The organism is Aquabacterium sp. TM01 (assembly GCF_057808345.1).
Genome location: NZ_AP046529.1, coordinates 725,910 through 744,542, shown reverse-complemented (window position 1 = coordinate 744,542; position 18,633 = coordinate 725,910). Strand labels below are relative to the sequence as shown.

General features: G+C 67.5%; 14 protein-coding genes, 1 pseudogene and 1 riboswitch. Of the genes and pseudogenes, 4 read left to right on the top strand and 11 right to left on the bottom strand.

Annotated features, from left to right (window positions below):
• Positions 1-2 precede the first annotated feature (2 nt).
• The 11 genes and pseudogenes from murC to mraZ all read right to left on the bottom strand — a co-directional run bounded on the left by murC (position 3) and on the right by mraZ (position 13,485).
• A complete protein-coding gene (gene murC, locus AC3WW4_RS03400; protein ID WP_488826987.1) occupies positions 3-1,412 on the bottom strand; it encodes a UDP-N-acetylmuramate--L-alanine ligase in 1,410 nt (469 codons plus the stop codon).
• Entirely contained in the window at positions 1,409-2,524 is a 1,116-nt protein-coding gene (murG, locus tag AC3WW4_RS03395) for an undecaprenyldiphospho-muramoylpentapeptide beta-N-acetylglucosaminyltransferase (RefSeq protein WP_488826986.1), read from the bottom strand. Before murG ends, murC begins: the two co-directional genes overlap by 4 nt.
• A complete protein-coding gene (gene ftsW, locus AC3WW4_RS03390) occupies positions 2,521-3,756 on the bottom strand; it encodes a putative lipid II flippase FtsW (protein WP_488829686.1) in 1,236 nt (411 codons plus the stop codon). The genes murG and ftsW overlap by 4 nt, the downstream gene beginning before the upstream one ends.
• A 38-nt stretch (positions 3,757-3,794) precedes the next feature.
• Positions 3,795-5,630, bottom strand: coding sequence for a UDP-N-acetylmuramoyl-L-alanine--D-glutamate ligase (murD, locus tag AC3WW4_RS03385; protein WP_488826985.1), 1,836 nt, complete (start codon positions 5,628-5,630; stop codon positions 3,795-3,797).
• Between the two features lie 9 nt (positions 5,631-5,639).
• Positions 5,640-6,818, bottom strand: coding sequence for a phospho-N-acetylmuramoyl-pentapeptide-transferase (gene mraY, locus AC3WW4_RS03380; RefSeq protein WP_488826984.1), 1,179 nt, complete (start codon positions 6,816-6,818; stop codon positions 5,640-5,642).
• The gene (locus tag AC3WW4_RS03375; protein ID WP_488826983.1) at positions 6,808-8,226 is read right to left on the bottom strand and encodes a UDP-N-acetylmuramoyl-tripeptide--D-alanyl-D-alanine ligase; all 1,419 of its coding nucleotides are present in this window, start codon (positions 8,224-8,226) and stop codon (positions 6,808-6,810) included. The genes mraY and AC3WW4_RS03375 overlap by 11 nt, the downstream gene beginning before the upstream one ends.
• Positions 8,223-9,743, bottom strand: coding sequence for a UDP-N-acetylmuramoyl-L-alanyl-D-glutamate--2,6-diaminopimelate ligase (locus AC3WW4_RS03370; protein WP_488826982.1), 1,521 nt, complete (start codon positions 9,741-9,743; stop codon positions 8,223-8,225). Before AC3WW4_RS03370 ends, AC3WW4_RS03375 begins: the two co-directional genes overlap by 4 nt.
• Positions 9,743-11,605, bottom strand: a complete 1,863-nt coding sequence (locus AC3WW4_RS03365) for a peptidoglycan D,D-transpeptidase FtsI family protein (RefSeq protein WP_488829685.1) — start codon at positions 11,603-11,605, stop codon at positions 9,743-9,745. Before AC3WW4_RS03365 ends, AC3WW4_RS03370 begins: the two co-directional genes overlap by 1 nt.
• A 62-nt stretch (positions 11,606-11,667) precedes the next feature.
• Positions 11,668-11,988, bottom strand: coding sequence for a cell division protein FtsL (ftsL, locus tag AC3WW4_RS03360; protein WP_488826981.1), 321 nt, complete (start codon positions 11,986-11,988; stop codon positions 11,668-11,670).
• Between the two features lie 101 nt (positions 11,989-12,089).
• Positions 12,090-13,049 (bottom strand): annotated as a pseudogene (rsmH, locus tag AC3WW4_RS03355) (16S rRNA (cytosine(1402)-N(4))-methyltransferase RsmH); the annotation flags it as partial.
• 4 nt (positions 13,050-13,053) lie between these two features.
• Entirely contained in the window at positions 13,054-13,485 is a 432-nt protein-coding gene (gene mraZ, locus AC3WW4_RS03350; protein WP_488829684.1) for a division/cell wall cluster transcriptional repressor MraZ, read from the bottom strand.
• 307 nt (positions 13,486-13,792) lie between these two features.
• Here mraZ and AC3WW4_RS03345 point away from each other — a divergent pair, with 307 nt between their 5' ends.
• The 4 genes from AC3WW4_RS03345 (at position 13,793) to thiC (ending at position 18,616) form a co-directional block, all read left to right on the top strand.
• Positions 13,793-14,071 carry a FeoA family protein gene (locus AC3WW4_RS03345; protein WP_488826980.1) on the top strand — a complete coding sequence of 93 codons (279 nt, stop codon included), beginning with the start codon at positions 13,793-13,795 and terminating at the stop codon, positions 14,069-14,071.
• A 49-nt stretch (positions 14,072-14,120) separates the two neighbouring features.
• The gene (gene feoB / locus AC3WW4_RS03340; RefSeq protein ID WP_488826978.1) at positions 14,121-16,010 is read left to right on the top strand and encodes a ferrous iron transporter B; all 1,890 of its coding nucleotides are present in this window, start codon (positions 14,121-14,123) and stop codon (positions 16,008-16,010) included.
• Position 16,011: 1 nt separating this feature from the next.
• Positions 16,012-16,284 (top strand): hypothetical protein, encoded by a 273-nt coding sequence (locus tag AC3WW4_RS03335; RefSeq protein WP_488826977.1) that lies wholly within the window; start codon positions 16,012-16,014, stop codon positions 16,282-16,284.
• A 128-nt stretch (positions 16,285-16,412) separates the two neighbouring features.
• Positions 16,413-16,528, top strand: a riboswitch (TPP riboswitch).
• 162 nt (positions 16,529-16,690) lie between these two features.
• On the top strand, positions 16,691-18,616 hold the full coding sequence (gene thiC, locus AC3WW4_RS03330; RefSeq protein WP_488826975.1) for a phosphomethylpyrimidine synthase ThiC: 1,926 nt from the start codon (positions 16,691-16,693) through the stop codon (positions 18,614-18,616).
• Positions 18,617-18,633 lie beyond the last annotated feature (17 nt).

The window sequence follows — 18,633 nt, the reverse complement described above, 5'->3', positions numbered from 1 at the left end:
GATCAGTTTGCATCCTTCAACAGTTCGGCCGTCTTGCCCGCCACGGTGCCGATCGAGCCGGCGCCCATGCAGATCACCACATCGCCGTCGCGGGTGTTGGCGGCAATCGCCTGGGGCATGTCGTTCACGTCATCGACGAACACGGGCTCGACCTTGCCAGCCACGCGCACGGCCCGGGTCAGGGCACGCGCATCGGCGGCGACGATGGGGGCTTCGCCTGCGGCATAGACGTCGGTGAGCAGCACGGCATCGGCGGTGCCCAGCACCTTGACGAAATCTTCAAAGCAGTCGCGCGTGCGGGTGTAGCGGTGCGGCTGGAAGGCCAGCACCAGGCGCTGGTCGGGGAAGGCCCCGCGCGCCGCCGCAATGACCGCAGCCATCTCGACCGGGTGGTGACCGTAGTCATCGATCAGGGTGAAGCGTCCACCATCGGCGGCGGGGTGCTCGCCATAACGCTGGAAGCGGCGACCCACACCCGTGAAGGCGCCCAAGGCACGGATGATGGGCTCATCGGACACTTCGATCTCGGTGGCCACGGCAATGGCTGCCAGGGCGTTGAGCACGTTGTGCACGCCAGGCAGATTCAGGGTCACCTGCATGTCGGGCATGACGATGCCATTGCGACGTTGCACGGTGAAACGCATCTGGCCGCCGGGCAAGGCCTCGACATCGACCGCGCGCACCTGGGCGTCTTCACCAAAGCCATAGGTGATCACGGGACGCGACACCATCGGGATGATCGAGCGCACGCCGGGGTCGTCGCCGCACAAGATGGCCGAGCCGTAAAACGGCATGCGGTGCAGGAAGTCCACGAAAGCCTGCTTGAGGCGGGCGAAGTCGTGGCCGTAGGTCTCCATGTGGTCGGCGTCGATGTTCGTCACCACCGCCAGCACCGGCATCAGGTTCAGGAAGGAGGCGTCCGACTCGTCGGCCTCGACCACGATGAACTCGCCCTTGCCCAAGGCCGAATTGGCGCCAGCGCTGTGCAGCTTGCCGCCGATCACGAAGGTCGGGTCGACCCCGGCTGCGGTCAGGATGTCGGTCACCAGCGAGGTGGTGGTGGTCTTGCCATGCGTGCCGGCGATCGCGATGCCCTTGCGCAGACGCATCAGCTCGGCCAGCATCACGGCGCGCGGCACCACGGGGATGCGCTTGGCGCGGGCGGCGATGACCTCGGGGTTGTCGCCCTTCACGGCGGTGGAGGTGACCACGGCCTCAGCCCCGGCGATGTTCGCCGCATCGTGGCCCACATGGACGCGGATGCCCAGCGAGGCCAGGCGGCGCGAGGTGGCGCTGTCGGCCTGGTCGGAGCCCGACACGGTGTAGCCGAGGTTGTGCAGGATCTCGGCGATGCCGCTCATGCCGGCGCCCCCGATGCCCACGAAATGGATGTTCTTGACGGCGTGCTTCATGGGGACGCCTTTGCGTTAGAGGGTTTCACGTTTTCTTCGATGGCATCGGCCACGGCGGCGGCCGATTGGAGACGGGCCAGGCCATGCGCTTTCTCGGCCATGGCCAGCAGGTCAGGCCGCTGCAGGCCTTGCAAGCGCTGGGCCAGCGAGGTGGGCGACAGTTCGGATTGCGGCAGGTGCACGGCGGCGCCATGCTCGGCCATGTAGACGGCGTTGTCGCGCTGGTGGGCGGTGGTCGACACCACCAGCGGGATCAGCACGCTGGGGACGCCAGCGGCACACAACTCACTGACGGTGATGGCCCCGGCGCGACAGATGATGACGTCGCACTCGGTCAGGCGCTGGGCCATGTTGTTGATGAAGGGCAGCACCTCGGCATCGGTGGCCGGATGAAGGCCGGCCTGCACGTAGCTGGCCTTGACGGCGTCGAGGTTGGCCATGCCCGTCTGGTGGGTGATGCGGGGGCGCAGCTCGGCCGGGATCAGGGCCAGCGCCTGCGGGACGACCTCGTTGAGCGCGCGGGCGCCCAGGCTGCCCCCGACGATCAGCACGCGCAGCGGGCCGGTGCGTCCGGCAAAGCGCTCGCTCGGCGGCGCGATGGCCTCGATTTCGGCGCGCACGGGGTTGCCGGTGACGCGGGCCACCTTGTGGCGGGCGGCCGGACCGTCGAAGCCGCAGGCCAGCACATTGGTCAGCGGCAGCAAGGCCTGGTTGCTCAGCAGCAGCGCCGCATCGGCGTTCACCATCACCAGCGGCAGGCCTCGGGCCTTGGCCATCAGGCCACCAGGGAAGCAGACATAGCCGCCCATGCCCAGCACGGCCGTGGCCTGGCGAGCTTTGAGGATGCGGGCGCACTCGGCAAAGCCCTTGAGCAGCTTGACGCCACCCAGCAGCGCGCCCTTGGCACCCTTGCCGCGCAAGCCGTTGAAGGAGATGGTGTCCAGCGGGATGCCGGTGGGCGGCACCAGGCGGTTTTCCATGCCGCCTTCGGTGCCCAGCCAGCTCACGGTCCAGCCGCGACGCTTCATTTCATCGGCCACCGCCAAGCCAGGCATGATGTGCCCGCCGGTGCCGGCCGCCATGATGACGAGGTGACGAGGTGAGGTGCTCATGCGCGCCCCCCTCGCATCAACTGTCTGTTTTCCATGTCCACCCTCAAGCAGATGGCCAGCGCAATGGCGTTGAGCAACAGGCCCGAGCCACCAAAGCTCATCAACGGCAGGGTCAGGCCCTTGGTGGGCAGCACACCCAGGTTCACGCCCATGTTGATGAAGCCCTGGCCGCCCATCCACACCGCCACGCCTTGCGAGACCAGGCCCGCAAAGACACGGTCGAGCGCGATGGCCTGACGGCCGATGTTGAACAGGCGAACGACCAGCCAGAAGAAGGTCAGGATCACGGCCGAGACACCCACAAAGCCCAGCTCTTCGCCGATCACGGCGAGCAGGAAGTCGGTGTGGGCTTCAGGCAGGTAGTGCAGCTTCTCCAGGCTGGAGCCCAGGCCTTCGCCAAAGATCTCGCCGCGCCCGAAAGCGATCAGCGAGTGGGTGAGCTGGTAGGCCTTGCCCAGCGCGTTCTGCTCCGACCAGGGGTCGAGGTAGGCGAAGATGCGCTCACGCCGCCATGGGCTCAGGCCCACCATCAGGCCGAAGGCCCCGATCAGCACCGCGGTGATCAGCGCGAACATGCGGCCATTGACGCCCCCCAGGAAGAGGATGGCCATGGCGATGGTGGCGATCACCATGAAAGCCCCCATGTCAGGCTCGGCCAGCAGCAGCATGCCCACAAAGCCCACGGCCAAGGCCATCGGGTAGACAGCCTGCACGAAGCGCTCCTTGACGTCCATCTTGCGCACCATGTAGTCGGAGGCGTACAGGACGATGGCCAGCTTGGCCAGCTCGGAGGGCTGGAAGTTCATGATGCCCAGCGGCAGCCAGCGCCGCGCGCCGTACACCACCTTGCCAATGCCGGGAATCAACACCATCACCAAGAGCAGCAACGAGACCAGGAACAAGGGGCGCGCCAAGCGTTCCCAACTGGCCATCGGGATTTGCGTGACAACGGCCGCCAGGGCCACGGCCATGATCAACGAGATCAAGTGGCGTTGCAGGAAGAAGGTGGGCGTGTAATTGGCAAAGCGCGGGCTGTCCGGCAAGGCAATGGTGGCGGAGTAGACCATCACCAGCCCGAGCAGCATCAGCGACAAGGTCACCCAGACCAGGGCCTGGTCAAAGCCCATCATGCGCGTCGGCTGACCGGCGTTGACGTTGACATGGTCACGCACCGGCAAGCTACCCACCACATCGCCCGTGCCCCGGCCCAGACGGGCGCGCACGGCGTCCATCAGGGCGGTCCAAGGCAGGCGGCGGGTGCGGGCTTGGCTCATGCCATGTCTCCCCGCTCGATGGCCAGCTCGCGCACGGTGCTCACGAACACCTCGGCGCGGTGGGCATAGTTGCGGAACATGTCGAGGCTGGCACAGGCCGGGCTCAGCAGCACGGCATCGCCCGACTGGGCCTGTGCGAAGGCCCAGCGCGTGGCGGCCTCCAGACTGTCATGGCGGACCATCGGCAGTGCCTCGCCCGCCGGGGTGCGGACCTCGGCCAGCACCGAGTGCAGCGCAGCCGCATCCTGGCCGATCAGGGCCACGGCGCGGGCAAAGCGGCCCACCGGCTCGGCCAGCGGCGCAAAGTCCTGGCCCTTGCCGTCGCCGCCCAGGATGATGACCAGCTTGCCCGGCGACAGGTCGGCGCCCAGGCCCAGCAAGGCCGCCACGGTGGCGCCCACATTGGTGCCCTTGGAGTCGTCGATCGCGTCCACGCCCCCCACGGTGGTGACATGCTCGACGCGGTGCGGCTCGCCCCGGTACTCGCGCAGGCCATGCAGCATCGGCGCCAGCGGGCAGCCAATCGCGGTGGCCAACGCCAGGGCCGCCAGCGCATTGGAGGCGTTGTGACGGCCACGGATGCGCAGCGCATCGGCTGGCATCAGGCGCTGCAGCAGGATCTCGTGCGCCTCGCCCTTCTTGAGCTTGACGGTCGGGTCGGCTTCACGCGCGCGGACCAGCCAGGCCATGCCGCCCTCGGTCACCAGGCCGAAATCGCCCGGATGATGGGGGGTGTCCAGCCCGAAGCGCACCACCTGGCGGTGCACCAGCTTGGCTGGGCGGCCGCGCACACCGGACTTGATGACCTCGGGGGGCGGCACCATGGCGGCCACTTCGGGGTCGTCGCGGTTGATCACCATCACGGCCTGCTTGCCGTAGATGCGGGCCTTGGCGGCGGCATAGGCGGCCATGGAACCGTGCCAGTCCAGGTGGTCCTGGGTGATGTTGAGCACCACGGCGGCATCGGGCTCGAAGTTGCTCACGCCGTCCAGCTGGAAGCTCGACAACTCCAGCACCCAGGCTTCGGGCAGGACCTCGAAGGTCGGGGCGGCGGGCGCGGGAGGGGCCAGCTCGATCAGAGGGGCATCGGCGTCATCGCTCAGAGGTGCTGCGGCGGGAGCCTCCTCGTCGGTCGATACCAAGGCCTCGACCTGCGTCGTGGCAGCCTCGGCCGAAGCCTCTGTCGCAGACGGCGCCTCGCCCTCACCGAGATCGTGCTCGATCTGCCCCTCGGCGGCACCCGATTCGGCCTCGGCGGGCAACAAGGGCTCGCGGCCCTCGACAGCCAACGCGGTCTGCTCGCCAGCGGGCTCACGGGTCGGCTCGGCGTCCAGCGCGATGCGCAAGGTGTCCAGCAAGGTCGGGCCAATGTTACCGGCCAGGCCCACGCGCAGACCGGCACGCTCAACGAGCTGGGCGGTCAGCGAGGTGGTCGTGGTCTTGCCATTGGTGCCGGTGATGGCCAGCACCTTGGGCGCATAGCCCAGATCGGTCTTCAGGTCGGCCAGGGCCGAGGCGAACAGCGACAGCTCACCGCGCACCGGGATGCCCAGCGCGTCGGCGCGGGCGGTCAGGGCGGACACCGCCGGATCATTGGGCATCAGGCCTGGGCTCTTGAGCACCAGGTTCACGCCGTCGAGCAAGGCCTCATCCAGCCCCTGGTGCAACGTGGCAGCGGGCACGTCGGCGGCCAGGGTGCCCGCTTGCGGGGGCGTTGCGCGCGTGTCGGCCACGCGCACGTGGGCGCCGCACCGGGCGCACCAGCGCGCCATGGCCAGGCCTGAGTCACCCAGACCCAGGATCAGCACGGTGAGGTCACGAAGGTAGTGCATGGCGTTCGCTCAGCGCAGCTTGAGGGTGGACAGGCCCAGCAGGCACAGCAGCATCGTGATGATCCAGAAGCGGACCACGACCTGCGTTTCTTTCCAGCCGGATTTCTCGAAGTGGTGGTGCAGCGGCGCCATCAGCAGGATGCGGCGGCCTTCGCCGTATTTCTTCTTCGTGTACTTGAAGTAGGCGACCTGGGCCATGACCGACAGGGCCTCGACCACGAAGACGCCACCCATGAAGGCCAGCACGATTTCCTGGCGCACGATGACGGCGATGGTGCCCAGGGCGCCGCCCAAGGCCAGCGCGCCCACGTCCCCCATGAAGACCTGGGCCGGGTAGGCGTTGAACCACAGGAAGGCCAGGCCCGCCCCCGACAGGGCTGCGCAGAACACCAGCAGCTCACCCGCGCCGGGGATGTGCGGCAGTTGCAGGTACTTGGCAAACACCGCATTGCCGGTGACGTAGGCAAAGATGCCCAAAGCGCCCGAGACCATGACCACCGGCATGATGGCCAGGCCGTCCAGACCGTCGGTCAGGTTGACCGCGTTGCTGGTGCCCACGATGACGATGTAGGTCAGCACCATGAAGCCCCACACACCGAGCGGGTAGCTGATGGTCTTGAAGAAGGGCACGATCAGGTCAGCCTTGGGCGGCAACTCGTTGGAGAAGCCCGAAGCCACCCAGTTGCCGAACAGTTCGAGCACGCGCAGGGCATTGACCTCGGAGACGCTGAACGCCAGATAGATGGCGGCAATCAGACCGATCACCGACTGCCAGAAGTACTTCTCGCGCGAACGCATGCCCTCGGGGTCCTTGAGCACGACCTTGCGCCAGTCATCGACCCAGCCGATGGCACCAAAGCCCGTGGTCACGATCATCACGATCCAGACGAAGCGGTTGGCCCAGTCGAACCACAACAGGGTGGACAGCCCGATGGACAGCAAGATCAACACCCCGCCCATCGTGGGTGTGCCGCGCTTGGCGAGGTGGCTCTGCATCCCGTACTCGCGGATGGGCTGGCCGATCTTCAGCGCGGTGAGCCTGCGGATCACCATCGGGCCGAGCGCCAGGCCGATCAGCAAGGCGGTCACCGCCGCCATCACGGCGCGGAACGTCAGGTACTGAAAGACCCGCAGGAAGCCCCACTCGGGGTTGAGGCCTTGCAGCCACATGGCCAGGTTAAGCAGCATGGGCACCTCCGGTCAGGGTGGCGACAACTTGTTCCATCTTCATGAATCGAGAACCTTTGACCAGCACCGAGCCCACCATCGGGGCCTGGTCTGGGGTCGGCAGCGCCGCGACGATGTCGGCGCCACTGCGGAAATGACGGGCGGACGGACCGTAAGCCTGCGCCGCATGGGCACACAGCTCACCGGCCGTCCAGACGTGTTCGATGCCGCGCGCGCGGGCGTAGTGGCCCACTTCGGCGTGGAAGGCGGGGCCTTGTGAGCCCACCTCGCCCATGTCACCCAACACCAGCCAGTGCGGACCGGGCAGGCCAGCCAGCATGTCGATGGCGGCGCGCACGGAGTCGGGGTTGGCGTTGTAGCTGTCATCCACCAGGGTGAGCGCACGGCCATGCAGCGTGAGCGAGCGCAGCTGCGAGCGGCCCTTGACGGGCTCGAAAGCCTGCAGGCCCTGGGCGATGAGGGTCAGAGGCACGCCCGCCCCCAGCGCTGCGGCCGTGGCGGCCAGGGCGTTGCGGACGTTATGCTGGCCAGCCATGTGCAGGCTGAACGAGGCCTCGCCCATGGGCGTGTGCACGCGCAGCTGCCAATGCGGGGTCGGCTCGGCCACCCAGTCGGCGGCCGCCAGCGTGACCGCGGCCTGGCCTTCGGTAGCGAAATCGATGACGCGGTGGCCCTGTGCCAGCTCGCGCCAGATCGGGGTGTAGGTGTCGTCGGCCGGGAAGACCGCCACGCCGTCGCGCGACAAGGACTGCAGTACGGCACCGTTTTCACGCGCCACGGCCTCGACCGTGTGCATGAATTCCTGGTGCTCGCGCTGTGCATTGTTGACCAGGCCCACGGTGGGCGCGGCCAAAGCAGCCAGTTGCGCAATCTCGCCTGGGTGGTTCATGCCCAGCTCGACCACGGCACAACGGTGTGCGCCTTCGCGCAGACGCAGCAGGGTCAACGGCACACCGATGTCGTTGTTGAAGTTGCCCGCCGTGGCCAAGGCCGCGTCGGCATCGCCTTGGGAGGCCATCCAGGTGCGCAGGATGGCGGCGATCATCTGGGTGACCGTGGTCTTGCCGTTGCTGCCGGTGACGCCGATGAGAGGCAGGTCGAAACGGGCGCGCCAGCCGGCAGCCAGCCAGCCCAGCGCGGCACGGGTGTCAGCGACGGTCAGGCCGGGCAGGCCGCAGTCGGTCACACCACGCTGGCCGATCACGGCGACGGCGCCAGACTGCGCCACCTGCGGCAGGAAATCGTGCGCGTCGTAGCGCTCACCGCACAGGGCGACGAACAGATCGCCGGCCTGCAGGGTGCGGGTGTCGGTGTGCACGCGGGCGATCGGCGTGGCCGACGCCCCCGTCAACACCGCATCAGGCAAGAGCTTGTGAGCCAAGCCCAGCGTCATCATCGGTGCGCTCATGCTTCACCTCGCTGCGCCAGGGCGGCCACGGCCTCGTCCACATCGCTGAACGGGGTCTTGACCCCGGCGATCTCCTGCGTGGCTTCGTGGCCCTTGCCAGCCAACAGCACCACATCGGTGGCCGCCGCATCGCGCACGGCATGGCGGATGGCCTCGCGGCGGTCGTCGATCACGTCCACATGGTCACGACCGGCCACGCCCGCCAGGATCTGCGACAGGATGAAAGCCGGCGACTCGCTGCGCGGGTTGTCGCTGGTCAGCACGACCTGGTCGGCGTACTGCTCGGCGACGGCGCCCATCATTGGGCGCTTGACCGGGTCGCGGTCACCGCCGCAGCCGAACACGCACCACAGCTTGCCGCCACGTGCTTCGGCGACAGGCCGCAGGGCATTCAGCGCCTTGAGCAGGGCGTCCGGCGTGTGGGCGTAATCCACCAGCACCAGCGGCTGATGCGCGTGCGCCGGTACCAGCTGCATGCGCCCGGGTACCGGTTGCAGCCCGCTGCAGGCCTGCGCCGCGTCGGCCAGCGACACGCCCTGGGCGCGCAAGGCGCCCAGCACGGCCAGCAGATTGGACACATTGAAACTGCCGATGACCGGCGCGTGCACCACGCCCCGCGCGACCACATCGTGCAGGGACTCCGAGCGCTCGACAACCGTGAAGCGCACGCCTTGCACCTCGTAGCTCAGATCTTGAGCCTGCAGTCGCACCGGGCCTTGCAGGCCATAGGTCCAGACATCGAGGTGGCGGCTGCGGGCATGGTCGGCCAGGCCCTGGCCCATCGGGTCGTCCTGGTTGATGACGGCGGCCTTCAGGCCCGGCCAGTCGAACAGCGCGCGCTTGGCCAGCCAGTAGGCCTCCATGCTCTCGTGGTAGTCGAGGTGGTCCTGCGTGAAGTTGGTGAACTGGGCGACGGCGATGTGGGTGGCGTGCAGGCGCAGCTCTTCGATGCCGATGGACGAGGCCTCGATGGCCGCAGCCTGCAGGCCCTGATCTACGAAGCAGCGGAAGGTGGCGTGCAGGGTGATCGGGTCGGGCGTGGTCAGGCCGGTGGACACGACCGCACCCACTTCGCCCACGCCCAGCGTGCCGACGACGCCGCAGGGGCGCCCCAGCGCGGACAAGGCCTGGGCCGTCCACCACGAGGTCGAGGTCTTGCCATTGGTGCCGGTGACGGCGACCACTTGCAGCGAGGCACTGGGCTCGCCATAGAAACCGTGAGCGATCTCGGCACTGCGGGCCTTGAGTCCGGGCACGGCGGCCACACGGGCATCGGCAAAGCCAAAGGCCTCGACGCCTTCGGCCTCGACCAGGCAGGCACGGGCACCATCGCCCAGCGCCTGCGCCACAAAGGCGCGACCGTCGCGCGCAGCGCCCGGCCAGGCAATGAAGCCCAGGCCATTGGCGGCGCCGGCTGCCACCTGACGGCTGTCCACGGTCAAGGTGGTCACGCCCTGGGCACGCAACCAGGCCAAGGCCTGGGCGGTGTCTGCAAGATGAAGAAGAGGTTGACTCATCAGAAACTCTCCACTTCGCCGGGCTCGTTCGAAATGATCTGGGACTGGACCTCGATGTCCGGCAACACACCCAGACGCTTGAGCGTCTGCTGCACCACCTGGCTGAACACGGGTGCGGCCACCAGCCCGCCGTAGTACTGGCCGTTGCCGGGCTCGTCCACCATCACCGCCACGATGATGCGCGGCTTGCTGATGGGCGCGATGCCCACGAACCAGGAGCGGTACTTGTTGCTCGCGTAGCCACGGCCTTCCTGCTTGTGCGCCGTGCCGGTCTTGCCGCCGACGCTGTAGCCCATGGCCTGCGCGCGGGGCGCGGTCCCGCCCGGGCCGGTCGACAACTGCAGCATCTCGCGCACGGCACGGGCCGTTTCGGGCGAGATCACCCGGGTGCCACGCACCTGCACCGGCTCGGCCTGCGCGGCCGACGCCGGATGTGACGCGACCGCCTCCGGGCGGAAAGCGGTCTTGAAGGCCAACGTGGGGCGAGGGTCGTCGCCCTCAGCCATGAGCGGCGGCCGCTCACCCTCCCCCTGATCCCGTTTGATCATGCTCATCGGAACCAGCTCGCCATCGGTGGCAAAGATGCTGTAAGCCTGCGCAATCTGGAACAGGCTGGACGACAGGCCGTAGCCGTAGCTCATCGTGACCTGCTCGATGCGGCGCCACGATTTGTAAGGGCGCAGACGGCCGGTGACCGCGCCCGGGAAACCCAACTGCGGTTTCTTGCCCAGGCCCACGGCCGAGAACATTTCCCACATTTCGCGGGGCTGCATCATCAAGGCCATCTTGGCCGTGCCCACGTTGCTGGACTTCTGGATGACCTGGGCCACCGTGAGGTCCCCCTTGGGGTGGGTGTCCGAGATGGTCGAGCCGTCGATGGTGAAGCGCCCCGAGGCCGTGTCCAACACGGTGGTGGGCCGCACGCGACGGGTTTCCAGTGCCAGGGCCACGGTGATGGGCTTCATGGTCGAGCCTGGCTCGAAAGTGTCGGTGAGGGCGCGGTTGCGCAACTGCGCGCCCGTCAGGTTGCGGCGGTCTTCGGGGGTGTAGCTGGGCACGTTGGCCAGCGCCAGCACCTCGCCGCGCACGGCATCGAGTACGACCACGCTGCCGGCCTTGGCCTTGTGGGCCTTCACGGCATCGCGGATGCTTTGGTAGGCGTAGAACTGAATCTTGGCGTCGAGCGAGAGCTGTACGGCCTGGCCGTTTTCGGCCGGCACCAACTCGCCCACCGACTCCACCGCACGGCCCAGGCGGTCCTTGATGACGTGGCGTGAGCCGTCGCGGCCGGCCAGCTGGTTCTGGTAGGCCAGCTCGATGCCTTCCTGGCCCTCGTCTTCGATGTTGGTGAAGCCGACCACATGGGCTGCGGCTTCGCCTTCGGGATACTGGCGCTTCCACTCGCGCAGCTCGTACACGCCCTTGATCTTGAGTGCGGCCACGGACTGCGCGACCTCGTCGTCCACCTTGCGACGCAACCAAACGAAGTTGGGGTTGGACTTGAGGCGCTTGTCCAGATCGGCCTGCGGCATGTTCAGCAGGCGAGCCAGCTCACGGACCTGCTCCGGGCTGGCTTTCAGGTCTTTAGGGATGGCCCACAGCGACGGCGAAGGCACGCTGGACGCGAGCAGCTCACCATTGCGGTCGAGGATGCGGCCGCGGTTGGCCTGCAGCTCGATGCGTCGCTCGTAGCGGTTGGCGCCTTGCTGCTGGAAAAAGTCGTTGTGGATGATCTGGATCCAGGCGGCGCGACCGATCAGCACCGCAAAGCCCAGGCCAATGCCGCCGATGAGGAACTTCACGCGCCACACGGGCGTGCGCGAGGCCAGCAGCGGGCTGGTCGCGTAGCGCATGGTGGGCATGGCCGCCGGGCCCTGCTTGCGCGGACGGCGGAACAGGCGACGCCAGACATCGGCCAGGCGGCTCATGGGGCCACCTCCTGCACCTTGGCGGGCGAGGACGACAGCACCTTGCCCGACTCGGACAGCGCCACATAGTGAGTGCGCGCTGGCGAGTTGTCGAACATCTTGAGCTTGTCGCGCGCGAGTTTTTCCACGCGCAGCGGCGTGGCCTGCGCACGCTTGTCCACCTGCAGTCGCTCGAACTCGATCTGCAACTCGCTGGCCTGGGCGCGGGCCTTGTCGAGCGCCACGAACAGGCCGCGCGACTCATGGCTGCTGCCGATGAGCCAGAAGCTGCTCAGCAACAGGGCCACGGCCAGGGCGATGTTGAGGCGCTGGGTCATCTACGCGCCCCTCGCCCACCGGCCTTCGCGCCGCCCCCTTTGGTGCCCCCGGCCTTGCCACGCGGCGCGCGACCAGCCCCTGCCTCAGGCTCCGGCGACCAGGGCACCTCGGTGCGCTCGGCCACACGCAGCACCGCCGAGCGCGAGCGCGGGTTGCCCGCCACCTCAGCTTCAGACGGCTTGACACGCCCGATGGCGTGCAGCATCAGCGGCTTCGGGGCCGCAAACGGCACACGGCGATCGACCTCTTCCTTGCTGTGTTTGGCAATGAAGGTCTTGACGATGCGGTCTTCCAGCGAGTGGAAGCTGATGACCGCCAGACGCCCGCCGGGCGCCAGCATCGTCAGGGCAGAGGCCAGCGCATCTTCGAGCTCGCCGAGCTCGCGGTTGACGTGAATCCGAAGAGCCTGGAAGGTGCGGGTGGCGGGATCTTGACCGACTTCACGGGTTTTGACCGTACGAGCCACGACCGCGGACAGCTCGCCTGTGGTGCGCACAGGCTGGCCTTCATCGCGACGAGCGACAAGCGCCTTTGCAATGGGCCAAGCAAACCGTTCTTCTCCATAGGTGCGAATCACTTCCGTCAGTTCGTCGACCGAGGCGTGGGCCAGGAAATCGGCCGCGCTCTCGCCCTGGGTGGTGTCCATGCGCATGTCGAGCGGCGCATCGAAACGGAAACTGAAGCCGCGCTCCGGGTTGTCGATCTGGGGCGAGGACACGCCGATGTCCATCAGCAGGCCGTGCACCGGGCCCAGACCCAGGTCGGCGATGACCTCGGCCCAAGAAGAAAACGGCGCGTGCACGATCTGGAAGCGCGGATCGGTGATGGCGTCCGGCCCTTGCGTGGCGTGCGCGATGGCATCCGGGTCGCGATCGAGGGCGATCAGGCGAGCCTCAGGGCCCAGCTTGGACAGGATCAGGCGCGAGTGGCCACCACGGCCAAAGGTGGCGTCCACGTAGACGCCCTGCGGATGCGGACCCACGGCCGGATCCCACAAACCATCGACTGCCTCGTGCAGCAGGACGGTGCGATGCTGCAAAGGTGATGTGGCCTGTTGCATCGCGTCAGAAGGTGAAGTCCTGAAGCGCGTCGGGCATGGCTTGCGCCATGACTTCGGCCTCGTGCGCGGCGTAGCGCTGCGCATCCCACAACTCGAAGTGGCTGCCCATGCCCAGCAACATCACGTCCTTGGTGAGGCCGGCAGCGGCGCGCAACTCGGGCGCCACCAGCACGCGGGCCGCACTGTCGATCTCGACGTCCTGGGCGTTGCCCAGAAAGATGCGCTTCCAGCCCGAGGCGGACATGGGCAAGGCGGCCACCTTGTCGCGGAAGATCTCCCACGCGGGGCGCGGAAAGACCATCAGGCAGCCTTCAGGGTGTTTGGTGACGGTGAGTTGGCCGCTGCACAGGGCTTGCAGGGCGTCGCGATGGCGCACCGGAACGGCCATGCGTCCCTTTGCGTCCAGCGACAGCGCTGATGCTCCCTGAAAGACCAGACTCACACAAAACCCCACGAATTTGCACTAAATCCCACTTTACCCGATGGCGACGCTCCCGAACAGCCGGCAAGCGAAAAAATTCCAATGAAATCAAAGACTTACAACCGATTCGAGGGCAAAATTGCAAAGGAAAAGTCGTTATGAATCAACAACCTGCGGATGGGTCTGGAAGTGCTGCTTGAGAAACATCCCCCGTCAGTGTGGGGTAAACACCCCCCATGAACATGTTCTGTCAAGCGCGCTGAGCTGATGTGAATCAAGGCCCCTTGTTGCGAATGGTTCGCATTTGTTCATAGAATGGGGTATGACGGCACACCGCGCTCCCTCGCCCACCCTGCTGGCCACCACCTTGGACCAGTTGCCGGTGTGCACCTTTGCCACGATCCGGGAGGTGCGCAGCAGCCACCACGATGGCGGGGCTCTGAAGCGGCGCTTGATGGAGCTGGGTTTCGTCCCGGGCGAGCGCGTGCAGGTGCTGCGACGGGTGTTCCACGGTCACGGGCCCCTGGCCGTGCGGGTGGGCACGAGCACGTTTGCGATGCGCCGGATGGAGTCCTCGTTGATCGAGGTGCTGCCGGGCTGAGCCCCACGGTGACCTATTTTATTCTTTGTAGTTTGCAGGAGCGACGGTCATGGCGGCTGCGACACCCCCTGTGTCAACCACCCCGCTGATCGCGCTGGTTGGCAACCCCAATTGCGGCAAGACCGCCTTGTTCAACCGCCTCACGGGGGCACGCCAGAAGGTCGGCAACTATGCTGGCGTGACGGTGGAACGCAAGGAGGGGCAGTTTGTCTCGCCGGCCGGCCAGGCCTGGCGTTTGCTGGACCTGCCTGGCGCCTACAGCCTGCTGGCGGCCACGCCCGATGAGGCCATCACCCGCGATGTGATCGCCGGGGTGCGCGCCGGGGAGTCAGCGCCGATGGGCCTGGTCTGCGTGGTGGACGCCACCAACCTGCGCCTGAACCTGCGCATGGTGCTGGAGTTGCAGACGCTGGACGTGCCCATGGTGCTGGTGCTCAACATGATGGACCAAGCGACGCAACGCGGCATCCACATCGACGTGGCCCGCCTGCAGGCCGAACTCGGCATCCCGGTGGTCGAAGCGGTGGCGGTGCGCAGCGGCGGCGAGCAGGCCTTGCTGGCAACGCTGGACCAGACGGGCTGGGCGCAGTTGCCCGCCCCCACACGGCCCCGCGAGATGGCGCGCGTGGCCGCCACGCCGGTGGAGCAGAGCCACCGCCGCGTGGGTGAGTTGCTTGCTGCCTGCGTGCACATGCCCGAAGAAGGCAATCCGCTGACCGCCCGGCTGGACCACTGGGTGCTGCACCCGGTACTCGGCCCGGTGATCCTGGCCGCGCTGATGTTCCTGGTGTTTCAGGCGGTGTTCAGCTGGGCGGCGGGGCCCATGGACCTGATCGACACCGGCGTGGGTCAGATCGGCGCCTGGGTGCAGGCGCACATGCCCGACGGGATGCTGCGCAAGCTGCTGGTGGAGGGGGTGATCGGTGGGGCCGGCGGGGTGCTGGTGTTCCTGCCGCAGATCCTGATCCTGTTCGGCTTCATCCTGGTGCTGGAAGATTCGGGCTACCTGCCGCGTGCGGCCTTTTTGCTCGACCGCATCATGGGCAGCGTGGGACTGTCGGGCCGCGCCTTCATCCCGCTGTTGTCGAGCTTTGCCTGCGCCATCCCCGGCATCATGGCCACGCGCACCATTGGCGATCCGCACGACCGGCTCAAGACCATCCTGATCGCGCCGCTGATGACCTGCTCGGCGCGGCTGCCGGTGTATGCGCTGCTGATCGCGGCCTTCATCCCGGATCGCACGGTGGGTGGCCTGTTCAACCTGCAGGGCCTGGTGCTGTTCGGGCTGTACATGGCGGGCATCGTCTCGGCCCTGATCGTGGCGCTCGTGCTGAGGCGGGTGTTCAAACAGTCTGAAGCCCAGCCGCTGCTGATGGAGCTGCCCGATTACCACTGGCCGCATCTGCGCAACCTGGCGGTGGGGCTGTGGGAGCGGGCGAAGGTGTTCGTCACCCGCGTGGGCACCATCATCCTGTCGCTGATGGTGATGCTGTGGTTCCTGGCGAACTTTCCCGGCGCGCCTGCAGGGGCCACGGCGCCAGCGATCGAGTACAGCCTGGCCGGCATGATCGGGCGCGCGATGGCGGTGGTGTTCGAGCCCATTGGCTTCACCTGGCAGATCTGCATCGCGCTGATCCCGGGCATGGCCGCACGCGAAGTGGCCGTGGCGGGGCTGGGCACGGTCTATGCCATTGCCCAGACTGGCGATGACCTGCACACCGCCTTGCAAGGCGTGCTGGCTCAGGCCTGGTCCCTGCCCACCGCCCTGTCGCTGATGACCTGGTATGTGTATGCGCCGCAGTGCCTGCCCACCCTGATTGCCGTGCGGCGCGAGACCAATGGCTGGCGGGTGCCGCTGATCATGGCGGCTTACCTGTTCTCGCTGGCGTATGCGATGTCGTGGGTCGTGTACCGGCTCGCCCTGCAGTGGAGTGCCTGACATGCCTGCCGCCGCCTTCTTCTTCGACTGGCAAAACTGGGTGACGCTGGGCATCGGGCTGGTCGCGCTGGCGTATCTGGTGCGGCGCTGGTGGCCGACGTGGCGGGGGCTGTGGCAGCGCCCGGTGAGCGCCGAGGGTACGCCTTGCGAACGTGCCATGCCCGGGGCCCAGGCGCCCACCGCGGCCTGCGGAGGCGGCTGTGGCAGCTGCGGGTCCGCAGTCACGCCGCAGCGTGATCACCGCATCACGGTGCAGCGCGCGAAGACCCGCTGAAAACCGCGCCCTGAGTGCACGCCGCGTGCACCTCGCCCCGTCCACGCACACGCGCACGTCGGTCTGCGGGCGCGTGACGGGCCCCATGACACTCCCCTTGCCGGCGGCGGCGTCCCCGACGTACACTGTGCGCTGCTCCGGGGTGTGCCGCACATGAAGTGTGTGGGCGCTGAGATGGCATCGTGCCGAACCCGCTGAACTTGATCCGGTTCATACCGGCGAAAGAAGAGCCGTCTCTGCCAGAGGCCCGACCCGGTGCCGAAGGTGGGTGCCGCCCTTCCAGTGCGCGGCACGCCGCCACTGGCCAGGCCTGTTTGCGCACCCCACCCTCGTCTGCCCGTTGACGGCCCCTTGCGGCGTCCCTCGGAGCTTGTGTTGCCCCACTTGCTGCCAAGGAGAGACGCCCATGAATGCCCCCGACCCGATCGTTGCCCAGCAGGCGCTGGCCGAGTTGACCCGCCTGACGCGCGAGCCCCTGCCCGCCTCCCGCAAGGTCTATGTGGAGGGCAGCCACGACGGCGTGCGCGTGCCGATGCGCGAGGTGGCGCTGACCAACGGGGAATGCGTCACCCTGTACGACTGCTCGGGCCCCTACACCGACCCGAATGTCGAGATCGACGTGACCTGCGGCCTGCCGCCGGTGCGCGAGGCTGCCGTGGTGGCACGCGGCGACACCGAGACCTATGCAGGCCGCAGCGTGCAAGCGATGGACGACGGCCTGCAGCCCGGCGAGCGCCATGACGTGCGCATGGCCGCCTTGCGTGCCGCCGCTCAAGGACTGCAGCGCCAACCCCGCCGCGCCCAGGTCGGCGCCAACGTGACGCAGATGCATTACGCCCGCCGCGGCATCATCACGCCCGAGATGGAATTTGTGGCGCTGCGCGAGAACCAGCGCCGCCTGGACCTGGCCGAAGACTGGCGCAGCAAGTACAGCCAGGACGCCGAGCGCGAAGCGCGGCTGCGTGGCCACCCGATGGGCGCGATGATCCCGCGCGAGATCACGCCCGAGTTCGTGCGCGACGAGGTGGCCCGTGGTCGTGCCGTGATCCCCGCCAACATCAACCACACCGAGCTGGAGCCGATGGCCATTGGCCGCAACTTCCTGGTCAAGGTCAATGCCAACATCGGCAACTCGGCGGTGACCTCGTCGATCGAAGAGGAGGTGGAAAAGCTGGTGTGGTCGATCCGCTGGGGCGCCGACACGGTGATGGACCTGTCCACCGGCAAGCACATCCACACCACACGCGACTGGATCATGCGCAACAGCCCCGTGCCCATTGGCACCGTGCCCATCTATCAGGCGCTGGAAAAAGTGGGCGGCGTGGCCGAGGACCTGACCTGGGCGATCTTCCGCGACACGCTGATCGAGCAGGCCGAGCAAGGGGTGGACTACTTCACCATCCATGCGGGCCTGCGCCTGCCCTTCATCCCGATGACGGCGCAGCGCCGCACGGGCATCGTCTCGCGCGGCGGCTCGATCCTGGCCAAGTGGTGCATTGCGCACCACCGGGAGAACTTCCTGTACACGCACTTCGAAGACATCTGCGAGATCATGAAGGCGTACGACGTGACCTTCTCGCTGGGCGATGGCCTGCGCCCGGGGTGCCTGTCGGACGCCAACGACGAGGCCCAGTTTGCCGAGCTGCACACGCTGGGCGAGCTCACGCAGATCGCGTGGAAACACGATGTGCAAACGATCATCGAAGGCCCTGGCCATGTGCCCATGCACCTGATCCAGGCCAACATGGACGAGCAGCTCAAACACTGCCACGAGGCGCCCTTCTACACCCTGGGCCCGCTGACCATCGACATCGCGCCAGGCTACGACCACATTGCCTCGGCCATTGGCGCGGCCATGATCGGCTGGATGGGCACGGCCATGCTGTGCTACGTGACGCCGAAGGAACACCTGGGCCTGCCCAACCGCGACGACGTCAAGCAGGGGCTGATCGCCTACAAGATCGCCGCGCACGCGGCCGACATCGCCAAGGGCCACCCGGGGGCGCGGGCGCGCGACGACGCGCTCTCGCAGGCGCGCTTTGACTTCCGCTGGCAGGACCAGTTCAACCTGGGTCTGGACCCCGAGACGGCGCGCGACTTTCACGACGAGACGCTGCCCAAGGACGCGGCCAAGGTGGCGCACTTTTGCTCGATGTGCGGCCCCAAGTTCTGCTCGATGAAGATCACGCAGGAGGTGCGGGAGTTTGCGGCGCAGCAAGGCGTGGCCGATGGCGAGGCCCTCGCACAGGGCATGGCCGCCAAGTCCGAGGAGTTCAAGCAGGTGGGCGGGGAGCTCTACATCCCGATCCACCCCGCCGACACGCGGTCCTGACCGTACGGGGAGCCTGC